Source organism: Flavobacterium sp. (assembly GCF_036741995.1).
GTDB lineage: Bacteria > Bacteroidota > Bacteroidia > Flavobacteriales > Flavobacteriaceae > Flavobacterium.
In genome coordinates this window covers 1-17803 of record NZ_DAINRG010000027.1, presented here as the reverse complement: position 1 = coordinate 17803, position 17803 = coordinate 1, and the positions used below count along the sequence as shown (strand labels likewise).

The following is a 17803-nucleotide window of genomic DNA, read 5'->3' as shown; positions in this document are numbered from 1 at the left end:
TCAAGAGCAATCAATACGGCAATTGCAGTATTTATAGCATAGTGCTTTTACTGTTTTTGTGCTAATTTTTCTTTAGCAATCGGGATGGATTTCAATACTTGCTTCCCTTCCACATCAGAAATAAAATACAGCACTCCCTTTTTTTCATCATAAAAAGGCGAGCCGTCATAGTCACTGGTATTCACTTTACTCCCAAGATTGATAGGCTCTGACCATTTCTTCCAGGTATCGTCAAGTCGGTAAGTAACATAAATATCATAGTCGCCATAAGAACTAAATCCGTTACTACTGAAAAACAACGTTTTTTGATCCGACAACAAACAAGGCGAAGCTTCTTCGGCAGCCGAATTGAGTGTTTTTCCCAAGTTTTGCAGAAAACTATATGTGCCATCGTCTTTTCTGGTGGCCACATACAAATCGTGTCCGCCTTGCGTCATATCGGTTTCTATGCCCATGATGATGATTTTCCCGTCATCGGTAATAGAAGCAGAGGAAGTTTCATCATAGTTAGCATAAGCGGCAATTTTCAGCAACCCTAGGGATTGGTAATTTCTGTCTAAAAACTCATAACCGGTTTCCCCACTGGCTCTCGTATAAGTCTTCCCGCCTTTTAAAATAAAGTTGGAACAATAGCCCGCCATAAAATTATAGGTGTCATTCCTACTTAACAAATCGTTTTCTACGACTGGTTCAGACCATCTATCCGCTTGTTTTTGACAGGAATAAATGAGTTCTTTATCATTAGTCTCATCCGTAAAAAAGAGTTTTTGTCCATCAGGAGACACCACAATACAGGAAGGAATCAAATTGCCAACAGCAATAGTCTCAGCCGTTGGTAAATTTTCAAAAGCCTCAATGGTATTGACTTTAGCTTCAATTGGAATTTCTGAATCCGAAATCCCGATAGCATCAATTTGCTTTTGACCGGGTAATAACGAGAAATTAAATTCTACCCGCACGGCCACCACTCCGGAAACGGCATTCTCTAAAATGGCGTGTTCCACTCCGGGATTCAACACATCCGGCGCTTCCTGAATCTTTCTTCTTTTGCGTTTGAAATAGTATTTATGATCCGCCGGAAGCGACGCTTTAAACGTTGGCGTTTTGTAATTTACTTTTCTCGACCAGACGGTTTCATATTTCCCAGAACCGGTATCAACTCCAATTTTCACCACACAACCGGCATTTAGGTTTTCAAAAACGGCAATTTGCTTTACCGTTTGCGGGTTTTCGAAACTTACTTCCACCCATTGATATCCGTCTAATGCCTGCTTTGGCATCCACGCGTTGGGACTGGGACCGCCTTGCGGAAAGGCATCGGGTCTGCCCAATATTCTTTTGATGCCGTTTTGTTTTCCGCCTAAGTCAGACGAAAACTTAACCGCTTTGTTGGCCCATTGTACTTGCTGAGCAGTCGTAACAATGGCAACCAAACAAACTATAAGTAGCGTTATATTTTTCATAATTCAGAGAGCTGAAAAAGGGCTACAAATCAGATTCATAGCCCCTATCCAAAAAATCCACAATTATTAATTATTCACTTTTATTTTCTCTACTTTTTTGCCTTTGAAAGCAAAGATGTATTCTCCGTCAGAAGTGATATCAATACCATTTCCGTATTTTGGGCTTCCTCCTTTTCCTTTAGATTCGACAGAACCTTTGGTTTCGCCATTGGTCATATCAATACCGTAGATGATGTTTTTGCTGTTTCTTTGATCTCTTAAGAAATAATTATCGCCTATGTGATAGAAATAATCCACCCCTTTTATTTTCTCAGAAGCATACGCACGGGAACCATCTTTTTTGTTGTAAGCCGCCAATCCTTTTTCAGAAAGCACTACCACTTTGTCATCAAAGTCAATAACATCAGTGGCTTTCCCTACTTTGGCATCGTTGTGTTTTACATCGTATAATTGGTTTCCGCTGGCAATATCATAGCTGTAAAATTCATCGCCATCTCCCACAAAAACAGTTTTTTCTCCATCCAAAATCAAATCGGTAATTCTTTTATCAAATTTCTCCGAACGCCAAGCTGTGGTTCCGGTTTTATCATCTATACACAACACAGAGTTTTTCTGAGCTTTGTAATCCCAATAGATATAAGGCACCCATTGTTTGGTACTTCCGCCACCGAAACCTCCAAGCGCTCCCAATCCACCGGCTACCCCACCGGAAGTCGTTTCAAGTCGGTATTCTTGCACCTGCACTTTTCCACCCACTTGTATCAGAATTTTATCTCCGGCTTTGTAGATGTTTGGCATACAAAAAGCACCCGTAATTTTTTCAGAAGCCCACAACAACTTTCCGGAAGCCATGTCATGTTTTTCTACATATTTTGATCGGTTACTACCGCCCAGCATTACGATGTAAACGGCATCATCCACAAACAAAGGATCAGCAATGGTTCTGTAGTATTTTTTGTGAGCACTGTTGGAGAAGAGTCCGTTGCCGCCTCCCATATCATTTTCATAATTCACGGACCAAAGTTTTTGCCCATTGTTGTAATCGTAAACATTCATTCCGTCTAAGTACATGAATATTTTATCGCCTTTAATCCACAAATCGATAATCGCTCTTCGGGTTACCAATTCTTTTTCGATTGACCCGGTAAAAGTGGCATCCCAAAGCACATCGCCATTGGCAGCATTGATTCTCACCAATTGATTTTTAAATCCGGAGAATAAAGCGCCTAGAGCCGTTGGTTTGAAATTCACCATGATGATTTCGTTTCTTTTGGCATCGTAAACGTATTTCCCCACACCGCCTTTGAAACGATTGGTTTCCCAAATTTTCTCCCCCGTATTGGCTTTCACCAAAATCACCGAATTTCTTTGCGAGATTAGAAACGAATCCAATTCGCCTATGTATTTTACGGTTTCCAATTCGCCTTCGTCAGTACCTTCTTCTGTTTTAGCGCCGCCTTTCGGAATCAAATCTTGGTATAATTCGGAATTCCACAATTCTTTTCCGGTGGCTAAATCCAAAACCGCAACTCGGTCGGTTCCCATACTTCTTCGGTCAAAAAGAAACAAATAGCCGCCATTGTCTTTCCAAATGGTATATTGGTATTCCGAATTGTTGGTTTTGTTGGTGGTTAGCTTTTTATAATCCCCACTCCAAATGGTTTTCCCATTCGCATCAACTACTGTAGCCGAATTGTCATCGGTTCCGATAATATAAGTACCATCGCCATCACACAAAGCCAATCGTGAGGCTTTGTTGTCAAATTCTGATTCCCAAACGGTAGCAAAACTTCCTGATTTTTTTCCGGCCGATTTGCCTTTACCTAATAGTTTCCCAAACTGGGCGTGTGCGGGTAATGTGACTGCCAATACTAGCGCCGTCATTACTAAGGTAATTTTTTTCATTGTCTTATTGTTTTTATTGTTAGGTTGTTAAAATGTAGCGGTATATCTGATTTTGTACCGTTGCTGCTTTTGCAATTTGAATTGAAATTTGTGTTGCAGTATGTAATCCGACATGAAGTTGATGAAGTCAATATTCTTGATGTCGCTGTCTACTTTGAAGAAAGAAGAGACCTTTCCGTTTTGCACTACTCCGATATCAATGACCATCGTTCCTTTGACATCGGCGTATTTTTTGTTTTTTTTCTTTAAGAAATCTTCGCCATGAAAGACGTCATCGATTTCTTTGGTTACTGTTGTCGAAACTTCTTCTTCATCAGTAAGCACAGGTCTTTGAGCAAAGACTGAGGTAGTACACAGCATGAAAAACGCGAATACTAACGTGGATTTTAAAATTTTCATGATACAGGTTGTTAATTACATAGCAAACCTATGTTTAAAACCTACTCCAAGAAATACGGCAAATGTCGTATTTTGTTAAAATTGCATGTGGGGAAATTGTTCCTGAAGCCTGATAATCTTTTGATTAAGGTTCTGAAGAAACTTTTGATGGCTATCCGAATCCGGATTAAAAGCCCGGTGTGCCAATCCTTTTTGAATGGCATCAACTTCTTCCATAATGGGGAAAGAAGTTTCGGAAATAGTGGTTTCGGCAAAGCGTTGCCAAATGTAATCTATCGCGGTTTGATTGGGATGCAACATATCTTCGGCATAAAAACGATAATCGCGAAGCTCGTCCATCAGGATTTCATAGCTTGGGAAATAGTCTTGCTGCAGCGCATGAATAGCCGAAATCAGATGGGCTTTACTGCGTTGGTTTTCGACAAAGCCATCTTTGATGTGGCGCACCGGGGAAACGGTAAAAAGGATATGGCACTCCGGATTTATTTTTCGGAGTACATCAATTGTATGCTGAATGGATTGCTCGATGGTGGTTACCGAAAGGATTTCTTTGTCAAATTGGTTTTGGGGCACTTTATGGCAATTGGCGACAATGGCATTCGATGCTTTTAAGCGGTAAACCCAGGAGGTACCGTAAGTAATTAGACAATGTGTTGATTCGGTTATTTGGTGATGCGTTGATTTGAGCAGATGATTAAGAGTAACGAGTAATACTTCCCTATCCGGATGACTTAACTCGGAATGCACTTCGTAACAATGCCACAAATCGTTGTGAAAAAAAAGATCCTCTGCTGTAAAATAGTGTTCCGTAACGGCTCTGAAAATCAACTTCTCTATAGCAACCGGATTGAAGATAATGCCAAAAGGATTGACGCTGTTTTGAAACTTGAAATAGTCAAACTTCTTCCCGATATTTTCGGCAAAGCAGGAACCCAAAGACACTATTCTCGAGCTGTAATCTATAGGTTGATTACTGCTTTGAATTGGAACTTTGGTTGAAAATTCCATTAGTAATAGCTGTAATTACTGGTAGTAACTGAAGTACTTCCATCACTGTTTGTTAACGTTTGAATACACTGCGTTGGATAATTTAAACCGTTAAGTGTATACTCAAACACGGAACTGTTATTGTATCCCGCAACATTATTAAGTTGGTCATATGTGGCAAACAAGTTTTTTCCATCAGTGAATATCAAAAACTTATCAAAGCCAATCACATTGCGCCACGGACTGAAATTACTGGCATAGGTAGCCTGGGTTTTGGTAACCCAAGCGCCTTCATCAAAATCTTCCAACTTTACAAACCTGCCCTGGTCGTCTAGCGTTATTTTAGAGGTAAGGTATAGATCTTCGGGGTTTTGCGGCGTACCGTTATAGCTCAACTTTGTGACTGTGTTGTCCGTATTATAACTGTAAGTGGTGAAATCCGAAAAGCCTTGTTGGTATTCTGTTATAGCCGATGATATCAACCTATCCTGATTGTCATATTCATAATCTATCTTAAGCAATAAATCCCCGTGGTCATAATTGGAAACGGATGTAATTAAATTACCGGTATAAGTATAGTGGCTTTCCCAATAACCCTCTCTTTTTATGGTACTAAGTTTATTGCCGTTATAGCTGTATTTTAATGTCATGGAAGAAGTATTGTCAAGGGAAACAGTGGTCATCTGAATCTCCTTAAGCAACCCGCTTGTACTACTAGTATTCGAATCACTCGAACAAGCTGTAAACAATACAGCAACAAAGGCTACAACTAAATAGATTTTTTTCATTTTGAATGATTTTTATTTTACAAAATCAATTGCTTTTGTTAACGCTTCGTTGATTCCGGCAACATTCTTTCCTCCGGCTGTCGCAAAATGAGGTTGTCCGCCGCCGCCGCCTTGAATGAATTTCCCCAATTCGCGAACTACCGTTCCTGCATTTAGGTTTTTCTCGGCTACTAATTCTTTCGAAATATAACAGGTCAACATCGGCTTATCGTCTTCGGCTGTCGCCAAAACCAAGAACAGATTCGTTCCTAAAGTTCCCAATTCATACGCCAAGTCTTTGGCTCCTTCCGGATTCAAATCAACTTGAGTGGCTAAGAATTTCACGCCATTAACTTCCTGTATCTGTGCTGCTAATTCGCCTTTCAGTCCTTTAGCTTTTTCCTTTAACAATTGCTCGATTTGCTTTTTCAGTTTCGAATTATCCTCTTGCAACGAAACCACCGCTTTGATAGCATCTTGCGGATTCTTCAACGTTTCTTTGATAGCCTCCAGCACCGTTTCTTGTTGGGTAAAGAACGCTTTTACCGCCTCACCGGTTATCGCTTCAATACGACGGATTCCGGCTGCTACGGCACCTTCCGAAATGATTTTGAAATGCCAAATATCTGCCGTGTTCTTCACATGAATTCCACCACACAATTCTTTGCTGTCGCCAAACTCAATCATACGAACCGTATCGCCGTATTTCTCTCCAAACAAGGCCATAGCTCCTTGTGCCATTGCCTGTTGAATCGGAATATTTCTGTGTTCTACCAATTGCAATTGTGCTTCAATCTGAGCATTTACGCTGTCCTCTACTTGCTTGATTTCTTCCTCCGTTACTTTACTGAAATGCGAAAAGTCAAAACGCAAATAGTTAGGATTAACCAAAGAGCCTTTTTGCTCTACATGCGTTCCTAAAATATTTCTCAACGCCAAATGCATCAAATGAGTTGCCGAGTGGTTTTTAGAAGTCGAAGTTCTTAAATCAGTATTGACCTTCGCCACAAAACTCGCGTTTACATTTTCAGGCAATTGTTTTGCAAAATGTAAAATCAGGTTGTTTTCTTTTTTGGTGTCAATGATGTCAATGGTTTCGTTTGCCGAAACTAAAGTTCCTTTATCACCCACTTGTCCTCCGCCTTCCGGATAGAATGGCGTATTATCTAAAACGATTTGGTATAAAATACCGTCTTTCTTACTGTCAACTTTACGGATGCGCGTGATTTTTACTTCGTTCTCCGTTTGGTCATAGCCCACGAAGGTTTCCACATTGCCCGGAATTAAAACCGACCAATCTTCCGTCGAAACTTCCGAAGCGGCGCGGGAACGGTTTTTTTGCTCCTGCATCGAAGCGTCAAATTCGCTTTCGTTGAACGACATCCCTTTTTCTTTCAGAATCAAAGCCGTTAAATCTTTTGGAAAACCAAACGTATCATACAATTCAAAAGCTTTAGCTCCCGGTACTTCATTGCCTTTGGTTTCTGCAATTACATTTTCCAGCAATTGCAATCCTTGGTCTAAGGTTCTTAAGAAAGAAGCTTCCTCTTCGCGGATTACATTGGTCACCAATTGTTGCTGCGATTTGATTTCCGGGAAAAATTCGCCCATTTGATTGGCTAACACTTCCACCAATTTGTTGATGAAGGGTTCTTTGGTATTCAAAAACGTAAACCCATACCGAATCGCACGACGCAAAATTCTACGGATTACATAACCCGCTCCAGTGTTCGAGGGCAACTGTCCGTCAGCAATAGCAAAGGCTACCGCGCGCACGTGATCCACAATCACACGAATCGCGATGTTGGTTTTGTTTTGTTCTTCTGCTATATTTTTGACTTCGTTCGAAGTGTATTTCAATCCCGTGATTTGCTCCACTTTTTCAATAAGCGGTGTGAACACATCGGTATCATAGTTAGACGTTACGCCTTGCATGGCCATACACAAACGCTCAAATCCCATTCCGGTATCCACGTGTTGAGCTGGTAATTTCTCTAAGGAACCATCGGCTTTACGATTGAATTCCATGAATACGTTGTTCCAAATTTCCACTACTTGCGGGTGGTCAGCATTCACCAAACTTCTTCCGGAAACGGCAGCTCTTTCGGCATCGGTTCGTAAATCGATATGGATTTCGGAGCATGGGCCGCACGGACCTTGGTCTCCCATTTCCCAGAAATTGTCTTTTTTGTTACCCAAAATAATTCTATCCTCTGGAACGTATTGTTTCCAGATGTCCCAGGCTTCCTGGTCAAACGGTACATTCTCGGCAGGATTCCCTTCAAAAACGGAAACATATAAACGGTCTTTGTCTAACTTTAAAACTTCTGTCAGGAATTCCCAAGCCCAGTCGAGCGCTTCTTTTTTGAAGTAATCGCCAAACGACCAGTTGCCCAACATTTCGAACATGGTGTGGTGGTAGGTGTCAAAACCTACATCTTCTAAATCGTTGTGTTTTCCTGACACACGCAGACATTTTTGCGTATCGGCTATTCTTTTACTTTTTGGAGTTCCGTTGCCTAAAAAGTATTCTTTGAATTGCGCCATTCCTGAGTTGTTAAACATCAGGGTGGGGTCGTCTTTTAAAACGATAGGAGCCGAAGGCACGATTAAGTGGCCCTTGCTTTCAAAGAAATTGAGATATGCTTTGCGAATGTCTTGTGATTTCATTTCAGATGGTTAGATTGTTAGATCTTTAGATTCATAGATTTTAAAAATAGTTTACTGACTAGTCCTGATCGTAGCGACACCTTGTATAGCGAAGAGCAGGAAAATGGCTTACTGAAACTGCCCGAACGATTCGCTCCAAAAATAAAATTAGATTCGGATTGAAACATTTGTTAAATTTGTTCGTATAACCATTGTTTTCTAAAACCTGCACAAAAATAGTATAAAATAAAAAATGGCGAAGAAAGTAAAGTATTATTTCGATACCGAAAGTCTGGCTTACCGGAAAATTAAACCAAAATTGTCCAAGAAATTGGGTTACGCCGGATTATTTTTATTGGCTTCTGCCTTATTTGGCTTTTTGTGTTTTGTGATTTTACTGAATTCTTCCTTTTTAGAAACTCCGAAAGACCGTTTGCAGGCGCGTGAAATTGAAACGATGAAACTGCGTTACGCCATTTTGAACAAAAAAATGGATCAGGTGGATGAAGTTCTGACCGATGTGGAAGACCGCGACAACAATATTTACCGCGCTTATTTTAACACCTCTCCGATTCCGACAGAGCAGAGAAAAGCCGGTTTTGGTGGTGTGAACCGCTACAAAGAACTGGAAGGTTTTGACAATTCGGAATTGGTAGTGAATACTTCGAAACGCGTGGACGTGATTTCGAAAGAACTGGCCATACAATCCAAATCGTTGGATGAGATTTTGAAACTGGCCAAAGAAAAAAATAAATTACTGGCGGCGATTCCGGCGATACAACCCGTGAAGAATGAGAATTTGAAGCGCATGGCTTCCGGATTTGGATACCGCAGTGACCCGTTTACCAAAGTCCGCAAAATGCACGAAGGGATGGATTTCACCTCGCCAACAGGAACGCCCATTTTTGCCACCGGTGACGGAACCGTAGTGAGTGCCGACAACTCAAAATCAGGGTTTGGGAATCATATCGAAATCAATCACGGTTTTGGCTATTTGACCTTGTATGGGCATTTGAGCAAATACAAATGCAGAGCCGGACAACGTGTCAAACGTGGCGATATTATTGGCTATGTGGGCAGCACCGGCCGTAGCGAAGCGCCCCATTTGCATTACGAAGTACACAAGGACGGAAAGGTGGTCAATCCGTTGAATTTTTATTACGGCAATATTTCGGCAGCAGAGTATACAGCTATTTCTAAATTAGCCAATCAGGAAAATCAGTCTCTCGACTAGTGTTCAGTCACAGTTGACAGTTAAAAAATATAAAACTATGCAGATAGAACTAAAAGAAGGCAAACGGTATTACAGCATTGGCGAAGTGTCCAAAGCTTTTAATGTGAACACGTCCCTGATTCGTTTTTGGGACAAAGAATTTGATATTCTAAAACCTAAGAAGAACGCCAAAGGCAACCGGATGTTCACCCCGGAAGACGTTAAAAACCTGCAATTGATTTACCATTTGGTAAAAGAGCGTGGCTTTACTTTGGATGGTGCCAAAACCCATTTGAAAGAAGGCCAAAAGAAAACCTTAGACAAGTTTGAAATCATCAGCAAGCTGGAGGGCGTTAAACTGCAATTAGTAAACATCAAAAATCAATTATAAGCTTGATTTTGTAACATTGAGAACCATTTAAAAACAAATAATAAACATTAAATAGAAAAACATGAACTTTAAAAAATTTTTACCTTGGATTATTGCCGTAGTTGTGATTTTTGGAATCTATAGCTGGGCCACTGGGATTTATAATAATGCGATGACTATGGAGCAGGGAATTAAAGAAAGTTGGGGGAACGTGGAAACGGCTTACCAAAGAAGAAATGACCTGATTGTGAATTTGGTCAAAAGTGTTCAAGGTCAAGCTGACTATGAAAAAGGAACTTTAGAAGCAGTCGTGAAAGCTCGTGCTGAAGCTTCGCAAACCAAAATTGATCCTTCTAAAATTACCCCGGAACAATTGGAAAAATTCAACAGCGCTCAATCTTCTTTATCAAGATTATTAATGACCGTTGAAAACTATCCGAATTTACAAGCTAATGAAGGCTTTTTGAAATTACAGGATGAAATCACCAGCACTGAAAATCAAATTTTAACAGCCAGAACTCGTTTTAACGAAGCTGTTAAACCCTATAACAATAACATCCTGACATTCCCTAGAAACATCTTCGCCAATATGTATGGCCTTAAAGAAAAACCATATTTTGAAGCAGTAACCGGTGCTGATAAAGCTCCAGATGTTAAATTCAATTTTGACAAAAAAGAAGAGTCTAAATAATGTCTAAAGTAGAAGAATTTTTAACCGCAGAAGAGGAACAAGCTATTGTTGCTGCCATTGGCCAAGCCGAAAAAAATACTTCCGGTGAAATTAGAGTGCATATAGAAAAAGAAACTTCCATGGCTCCTCTTGAGCGAGCTGTGGAAGTTTTTCATCAATTACAGATGGAGAACACCCAGGAACGCAATGGTGTTGTTATTTATGTAGCCGTAAAAAGCAAGCAATTTGCTATTTATGGTGATAAAGGGATTAACGAAAAAGTAGACAACACTTTTTGGGATTCCACTAAAGATATCATGCTGGGCCATTTCAAAAACGGGAATTTTAAGCAAGGCCTGATTGACGGTATTTTACAAGCCGGGGAGCAGCTCAAAACACATTTCCCCTACCAAGATGACGATACCAACGAACTTTCCAACGAAATATCAAAAGGATAATGAAACAGCTATTTACTTCAACTAAAATCCTGACGCTTTTCGTTTGTCTTTTGGTAACCCAACTTGGTGTTGCGCAATTTACCATCCCGAAAAAGCCCGATATGCAAACTTCGGTGTATGACTACGCTAATTTGTTAAGTCCACAGGAGAAAACCCAATTAGAAGAAAAACTCATTCGCTATTCCGACTCCACTTCAACGCAAATAGTGGTGGCTACAGTGCCAACCATTAACGGCGAAGACATTGGGATTTTAACACCGAAATGGGCGCATGAATGGGGTATTGGTCAAGCCAAAGAAGACAACGGTGTTTTTATTCTGGTAGCCGAAAAAGAACATAAAATCTGGATTTCTCCCGGTTACGGATTGGAAGATAGATTGACCGCCGGAATTGGTGGCGAAATTTGCCGAAACATTATCATCCCTGAATTCAAAGCGGGAAGTTATTACAACGGTTTAGACAAAGGCGCCGATGCGCTTTTTGATGTTTTCAAAGGCAAATACAAAGGCACCCGAAAAGCCAATAAGAAAGACAAAGATTTTCCTATTGCTCCGATAATCTTCATTTTTATCATCATCATTATTATCATTGCCAAAAACCGTAACAATGGTGGCAACTCCGGCAATAGTGGCGGTGGCGGCATGAGTTTAACCGATATCATCCTCTTAAGCAGTCTGGGTCGCGGTGGCGGTTTTGGCGGTGGAAGCGGATTTGGTGGCGGAAGTTCCGGAGGTGGATTTGGCGGCGGCGGATTCGGTGGCGGATTTGGCGGTGGCGGATTCTCTGGTGGTGGTTCCGGTGGCAGTTGGTAAACCACTCTTTATACAAATAAAAAAGCTCGGTCAAGTTGACCGAGCTTTTTGTTTTTATTCTTCTATAAAGATACCGCCTTCCTGTTTCTTCTTCCCGGCAAACTTTTCGAGTTTGTAGGTCAATGAAAACATTACGTATCGTTTCAAAACCGTATTCTGAGCATCGATAATCGCTGTCGAAGTAATGGTTCTGCTGCTGTTTAAGTTTTGGTCTAACAAATCATAGACTTTGACTTTGGCCAACAATTGGTCTTTGAAGAAATTATACCCCAAACTCACATTCCACAAATAGAAATCCTTCTTGAATCCTTCGGCTATGCTGGAGTTGTAGGTGTATCCAAAATCACTGCCAATCACAAAGTTTTTAGGAACGTACGAAGTGATTTCAATTTTGGCATTGTGCTGAAAATTATCGGCGCTGCTTATGTCATAATTTTTATAATCGGTTACCGAAAAAGTATAGCGATAGCTTGGCGCGATCGTAATTAATTTATCAATACTCCAGGACAAATTAACTCTCGGATTGATTTCAAACTTTCTGGATTCAAACAAAACAGCATTGGTTAACCCCTGATCAATATTGTAATTAAAATTAAGTCCGGTGCCAAAACGGAAGGTTCGTTTTTCTTTTTTAAACGATTTATTCCAACTGCCTCCCAAATAGGAACTCAGGCTTTTATCCACATTTTGATAGGTGGTAATCGATTTAAAATTGGCATCATAAATCGTAGACGAAACCACCGCATCTTTCTTTAAATAAAAGCCCGAATACATAAAATACCCAGACCGACTGGCATAATCGTAATTGTTAAAGTTAAAGTACACATTATGTACCTGTGTCGGGCGCAAGCCGTCATTCCCTTTCACGGTGTTTAAAGGATTGGATAAATCCTCAATTGGCAAAACCTGATTGGCTTCGGGCACATCCACATTAAACTCATAGTTGGCGTAGATTGATTTTGACTTGTCAATGTTGCAACTGACATAGCCTTTAATTCTTGGGAAAACATAGTTTTTATTTCTATTGGTAGCCAACCCTAAGTAATTGGATTGGGCTTCAAAATGGATGAATTCCGGACCAATATTGATTCTTCCGTTTATTTTTGATTTGTCTACAATGATTCCGGTGGAAGGGAAATAACTGGTCACCTTTGAATTGGTCAGGTTGGATTGCTCGTCATTAAAATCGGAATAAGCATTAGTTGCAGTATCAAAATCAAAGGTATTCGCGCTGTTTTTGGTTTTGCGGTAATTCAGTTCCGAAGTCAGACTCAAGCGAAGCGAATCGGCTATCGGTTCGCCATACCGCACTTCCAGTTTGATAAAATCATTCTTGTCTTTGCCAAATTTGTTTTGCTTTCGAATGTCATCCGGTGTGCTGTCTGTAAAAAGCGTGGCCGAATTGGTATTGACATAATCATCCTGTCTTTGAATTTCGGTGTTGAAATTCACTACCATTCCTCTTTTCTTCTTTTTGAATTGCTTGCTAAAACTGGCATCGATACTAAAATTGGAGTTTTCATTTTCAGTATAATCCTCATTGCTGCTGCTGTTCAATTCATTCAACGTTTCGTCGGTAGTCATTTGTGATTTGGTCAATCGCTTTCTGACGAAGCTTTTGGCAAACTTTGGCGAAATGGCAATGGTGGCCGTAGAATCGAGCTTTATTTCAAAATCAAAACTCACATTGTGGGCATTGTTGATACTACTGTTAAACATAGTCGAATTGGTAAACGTTTTCCCCGAAGGCAATAAATTAATTCTGTCGGTTCTGTTTGTGTTTTCGTTTTCTGCATTCGAAAAATAATAACTTCCATTGCCATCCACTTTTTTGAACCATTTGTCCTGGTAATTAATCCCCACTAAATTGGATTGCGTTATCCCGCGACCGCTTCCGCCAAACGACATATTGTTGACTCCGAAACTTCCGTCATCATTATAGTAAACGGATGCATTCCGTCCTCCGCCCATGTTGTCAAAAATCTCATCCATAGAAAACCCCACAGAATTGATGTTATTGGAAGACGCCAGAACACTCAGCTTGCGTTCGCCTTTGAAATAATTGAGCAGCAAACTGGATTCATAGCGTTTATCCGAACCACGACCGGCCACAACTTTCCCAAAGAAACCTTTGTTTTTGTCTTCCTGTATGGTGAGATTAATGGTTTTATCCTGCGAACTTGAAGCCTCTCCGGAGATTTGTTCCGATTTGGTTTTTGTATCAACCACCTGCACTTTATCAATGATTTCCGCCGGAAGGTTTTGAGTGGCTATTTTACCGTCTTTGCCAAAAAACGGTTTGCCATTAACCAAAATATTACTGACTTCTTTTCCGTTAACGGTTATTTTGCCCTCGGGCGATATTTCTACTCCGGGCAATTGTTTTAACAAAGCTTCCACATTGGCATCGGCACCTACTTTGAAAGAGGAAGCGTTAAACTCGAGCGTGTCTTTTTTAATTCTGATGGGTGGAATTTCAGACTTTACCACTACTTCGTTCAAAGTAGTAACAGCTTCTTTCATTTCGATCGTTCCAAAATCTTTATCGGTTGCTAAAGACGTTACATCTTCTTTAAAATCCTGATAGCTGATATAGGCGATTTTCAGATAAACCGGCTCGTTGTTCTTTTTGATTTTAAAATTGAAAGCGCCCAGTTTGTTGGTAATGGTATAATCAACCACCGAAGAGTCTTTGACTTTGGTTAAATAAACGGTGGCGGATTCGATGGGTAGTTTAGTCGTTTGATCGATGACTTTCCCTTTGAGGGCAATAGTGCTTTGGGCGAAGGAGAACGAACAGACCAGAAAAGTACAAATAAGGTAGAGTGATTTTGGCATAAAAAAAATTAGCGGTTATTATTCAGGTTAAAAAATAATAACGGCTAATTTCTGATTTTAGTATGTAATGCTAAAATTTTCTTACTTAATTTAACATTTTGATTACTTCTCTCTGATGTAAATATCAATCGGAACCCCTGAAAAATCCCAGTGTTCGCGGATTTTATTTTCTAAGAAACGCTTGTACGGTTCTTTAACGTATTGTGGCAAATTGGCAAAAAACACAAACTGTGGCGTTGGCGTTGGCAACTGCATGCAATATTTAATCTTCACGTATTTTCCTTTCAAAGCCGGTGGTGGGTAGGCTTCAATCAATTTCAACATAAAGTCGTTGAACTTGGAGGTTGGGATGCGTTGTTTTCTGTTTTCGTATACTTTTACGGTTTCCTCTAAGGCTTTTAGCAAACGTTGTTTGGTTAAGGCGGAAGTAAAGATAATCGGCACATCGGTAAACGGTTGCAATTCTTCCCGGATTTTGGCTTCGTAATCACGGGTTGACATGGTGTCTTTCTCCACCAAATCCCATTTGTTTACTAAGATGATAACCCCTTTACGGTTCTTTTCGGCCAGCCAAAAAATACTTTGATCCTGTCCTTCAAAACCACGGGTGGCGTCAATCAGAAGGATACAAACATCCGAATGCTCAATCGCACGCACGGAACGCATTACCGAATAAAACTCTAAATCTTCTTTTACTTTGGCTTTTCTACGAATCCCGGCAGTATCTACCAAGTTGAATTCGAAACCAAAACGGTTGTAGCGTGTATCAATAGAATCCCTTGTAGTTCCGGCAATATCGGTAACAATGTATCGGTCTTCACCAATTAAGGCATTGATAAACGATGATTTCCCGGCGTTTGGACGACCTACCACACAAAATCTTGGCAGTACTTCTTCCTCGGTGGTTTCCGGCAATTCCGGTAATACTTCTACCAGTTTGTCTAATAAATCTCCGGTGCCGCTACCGCTGATGCTGGCAATGGTAAAGTATTCGCCTAACCCTAAATTATAAAACTCAATAGCGTCTTTTTCACGCATCGCATTGTCTACTTTGTTTACTGCCAAAAGGATTGGCTTAGTCACTTTTCTCAACAACTTGGCCACCTCAGCATCCATAGGCGTAATGCCTTCTTCTACATCGACCACAAAAATAATCGCATCCGCTTCATCAATCGCCAATTCTACCTGGCGACGAATCTCCGCTTCAAAAATATCATCCGAACCTTTGATGTACCCTCCTGTATCAATTACGGAAAACTCTTTTCCGTTCCACTCACTTTTTCCATAATTTCTGTCACGTGTAACGCCACTAACCGAGTCAACAATAGCTTCTCTTCTTTGGATTAAACGATTAAAAAAAGTGGATTTCCCTACGTTGGGTCTTCCCACTATGGCTACAATATTGTTCATGCGTTTTTAATTTTGGGCAAAGATAGTTTAAATTAGACTTCTTAGATTGTTAGATTATTGGATTGTTGGATTTTATATATAGCTATTAGATAATTTACTCCTCTAAGAGCGCAGCGTATCTAATAATCTAAAGGCCACAGGCCGTATCCAACAATCTTATTTCTGGTTGTATCCGAAACGACGCAATTGGTAAGCGTTACTTCTCCAGTCTTTATTGACTTTTACATACAATTCAATGTGGATTTGTTTGCCAAAGAATTTTTCTAAGTCTTCGCGGGATTGCATGCCGACTTTCTTTAAAGCGGCTCCTTTGTGCCCGATGATGATTCCTTTTTGCGTATCGCGTTCTACCATGATTACGGAACGGATTCGGATGATTTTTTCATCTTCCAGAAATTCTTCCGTTTCGATTTCTACGGCGTATGGGATTTCTTTGTCGTAATTCAACAGGATTTTCTCCCGAATGGTTTCGTTTACGAAGAAACGTTCCGGTTTATCGGTCAAAGCATCTTTCGGATAATACGGTGGTGATACCGGAAGTAATTCTAAGATTCTCGCGAATACTTCTTTTACATTGAAATTCTCTAAGGCTGATATTGGATAAATCTCCGCATTTGGCACTTTGTCTTTCCACAAGGTGATTTGCTCTTCTAATTGTTCCTGATCGGATTTGTCGATTTTGTTCAACAACAACAACACCGGGATTTTAGAATGAATGATTTTATTGAAGAAGGCTTCGTCTTTTAATTCCTTCTCTCCTATCTCCACCATATAAATCAACACATCGGCATCCTCAAAGGCTGACTTTACAAAGTCCATCATTGATTTCTGCATTTCGTAGGCCGGCTTGATAATTCCCGGGGTATCCGAAAGGATTACCTGAAAATCTTCGCCATTAACGATACCCAGAATCCGGTGACGGGTGGTTTGTGCTTTGGAAGTAATAATCGACAAACGCTCTCCAACGAACGCGTTCATTAAAGTGGATTTCCCTACATTGGGGTTTCCGATGATGTTTACAAAACCTGCTTTGTGTTCCATGATTGACTATTTGCGGTGCAAAGATAGTTTATAAATTAGACTTCATAGCCATTTTAGACTACTTAGATTGTTAGATAAAAGCGTGCGGCTCCCCTCCTTTTTAAGGAGGGGTGGCATAACGAAGTTATGACGGGGTGGTTCCTTTTTCAAAAAGTGTGGCTCTGCTTAGCTAAGAGAGAATGGTTTTCTTTCTACTCAGGCTTGGTATTTACTCTATAAAGCATTTTCTAATTTCTTCCAAAACAGCTTCCAGATTATCAAACACCTGCTTGTTTTCAAAGCGCAATACCCTGATATTGAAATAGGCTATAAATAAGTCCCTTTCTTCATCATATGGCTGAGCTGCCTCATGGTAATGGCCTTCACCATCCAGTTCAATGGCCAATTGTTCGCTCGGACAATAAAAATCAACTATATAATTACCTATGCTGTGTTGTCTTCTAAACTTTCTGTTGTCAAGCTTTGCCTTTTGCAGTTGTTTCCAAAGGAAAGCTTCTGCCGGGGTAAGGTTTTTGCGTAATTCAGTCCTAAAGGATTTTAAATAAGGAAGGGAATGAATTGGTAAGAAGGTGGATTTTTCCACCACCCCATCCACCTTTGGTGGACACCCCTCCTTATCAAGGAGGGGAGCCGAATGTTGCTTATTCTTTGTGTCGTTTTTCTTTTTCACGGCATTAAAGCTATTGTAGTAAAATAACAAATAAGTACTGGAGCCTAAATTAAAAAAAACAAAAAAGGCCGTCCTAAGTTGGACGACCTTTATCTAGTAGCGGGAACAGGACTCGAACCTGTGACCTTCGGGTTATGAGCCCGACGAGCTG

15 protein-coding genes are annotated in these 17803 nt (G+C 40.4%); 5 read left to right on the top strand and 10 right to left on the bottom strand.

Going from position 1 to position 17803, the window contains the following annotated elements; translation table 11 throughout:
- Positions 1-47: 47 nt before the first annotated feature.
- From V7D82_RS09080 to alaS, 6 genes are all read right to left on the bottom strand, one after another.
- A complete protein-coding gene (locus tag V7D82_RS09080) occupies positions 48-1463 on the bottom strand; it encodes a hypothetical protein (RefSeq protein ID WP_333600663.1) in 1416 nt (471 codons plus the stop codon).
- 66 nt (positions 1464-1529) lie between these two features.
- Entirely contained in the window at positions 1530-3368 is a 1839-nt protein-coding gene (locus tag V7D82_RS09075) for an outer membrane protein assembly factor BamB family protein (protein ID WP_333600662.1), read from the bottom strand.
- Positions 3369-3395: 27 nt separating this feature from the next.
- Complete coding sequence (locus tag V7D82_RS09070) at positions 3396-3767, bottom strand: hypothetical protein (protein ID WP_333600661.1); 372 nt, start codon at positions 3765-3767, stop codon at positions 3396-3398.
- A gap of 75 nt (positions 3768-3842) precedes the next feature.
- Complete coding sequence (locus V7D82_RS09065) at positions 3843-4775, bottom strand: GSCFA domain-containing protein (protein ID WP_333600660.1); 933 nt, start codon at positions 4773-4775, stop codon at positions 3843-3845.
- Positions 4775-5542 carry a hypothetical protein gene (locus V7D82_RS09060; protein ID WP_333600659.1) on the bottom strand — a complete coding sequence of 256 codons (768 nt, stop codon included), beginning with the start codon at positions 5540-5542 and terminating at the stop codon, positions 4775-4777. The genes V7D82_RS09065 and V7D82_RS09060 overlap by 1 nt, the downstream gene beginning before the upstream one ends.
- A 12-nt stretch (positions 5543-5554) precedes the next feature.
- Positions 5555-8191, bottom strand: coding sequence for an alanine--tRNA ligase (gene alaS, locus V7D82_RS09055; RefSeq protein WP_333600658.1), 2637 nt, complete (start codon positions 8189-8191; stop codon positions 5555-5557).
- 232 nt (positions 8192-8423) lie between these two features.
- Here alaS and V7D82_RS09050 point away from each other — a divergent pair, with 232 nt between their 5' ends.
- From V7D82_RS09050 to V7D82_RS09030, 5 genes are all read left to right on the top strand, one after another.
- Positions 8424-9404 carry a peptidoglycan DD-metalloendopeptidase family protein gene (locus V7D82_RS09050; RefSeq protein WP_333600657.1) on the top strand — a complete coding sequence of 327 codons (981 nt, stop codon included), beginning with the start codon at positions 8424-8426 and terminating at the stop codon, positions 9402-9404.
- Between the two features lie 37 nt (positions 9405-9441).
- A complete protein-coding gene (locus V7D82_RS09045) occupies positions 9442-9774 on the top strand; it encodes a MerR family transcriptional regulator (protein WP_333600656.1) in 333 nt (110 codons plus the stop codon).
- Between the two features lie 61 nt (positions 9775-9835).
- Positions 9836-10444, top strand: coding sequence for a LemA family protein (locus V7D82_RS09040; protein ID WP_333600655.1), 609 nt, complete (start codon positions 9836-9838; stop codon positions 10442-10444).
- Complete coding sequence (locus tag V7D82_RS09035) at positions 10444-10881, top strand: TPM domain-containing protein (RefSeq protein ID WP_333600654.1); 438 nt, start codon at positions 10444-10446, stop codon at positions 10879-10881. The genes V7D82_RS09040 and V7D82_RS09035 overlap by 1 nt, the downstream gene beginning before the upstream one ends.
- Complete coding sequence (locus V7D82_RS09030) at positions 10881-11693, top strand: TPM domain-containing protein (protein ID WP_333600653.1); 813 nt, start codon at positions 10881-10883, stop codon at positions 11691-11693. Before V7D82_RS09035 ends, V7D82_RS09030 begins: the two co-directional genes overlap by 1 nt.
- A gap of 54 nt (positions 11694-11747) precedes the next feature.
- Here the strand turns inward: V7D82_RS09030 and V7D82_RS09025 are convergent, their stop codons facing one another.
- From V7D82_RS09025 to V7D82_RS09010, 4 genes are all read right to left on the bottom strand, one after another.
- Positions 11748-14531: an outer membrane beta-barrel protein gene (locus V7D82_RS09025; RefSeq protein WP_333600652.1), complete on the bottom strand. Its 2784-nt coding sequence runs from the start codon at positions 14529-14531 to the stop codon at positions 11748-11750.
- Between the two features lie 102 nt (positions 14532-14633).
- Complete coding sequence (der, locus tag V7D82_RS09020; protein ID WP_333600651.1) at positions 14634-15941, bottom strand: ribosome biogenesis GTPase Der; 1308 nt, start codon at positions 15939-15941, stop codon at positions 14634-14636.
- Between the two features lie 156 nt (positions 15942-16097).
- The gene (gene era / locus V7D82_RS09015; RefSeq protein ID WP_333600650.1) at positions 16098-16982 is read right to left on the bottom strand and encodes a GTPase Era; all 885 of its coding nucleotides are present in this window, start codon (positions 16980-16982) and stop codon (positions 16098-16100) included.
- 208 nt (positions 16983-17190) lie between these two features.
- A complete protein-coding gene (locus V7D82_RS09010) occupies positions 17191-17652 on the bottom strand; it encodes an endonuclease domain-containing protein (RefSeq protein ID WP_333600649.1) in 462 nt (153 codons plus the stop codon).
- Positions 17653-17803 lie beyond the last annotated feature (151 nt).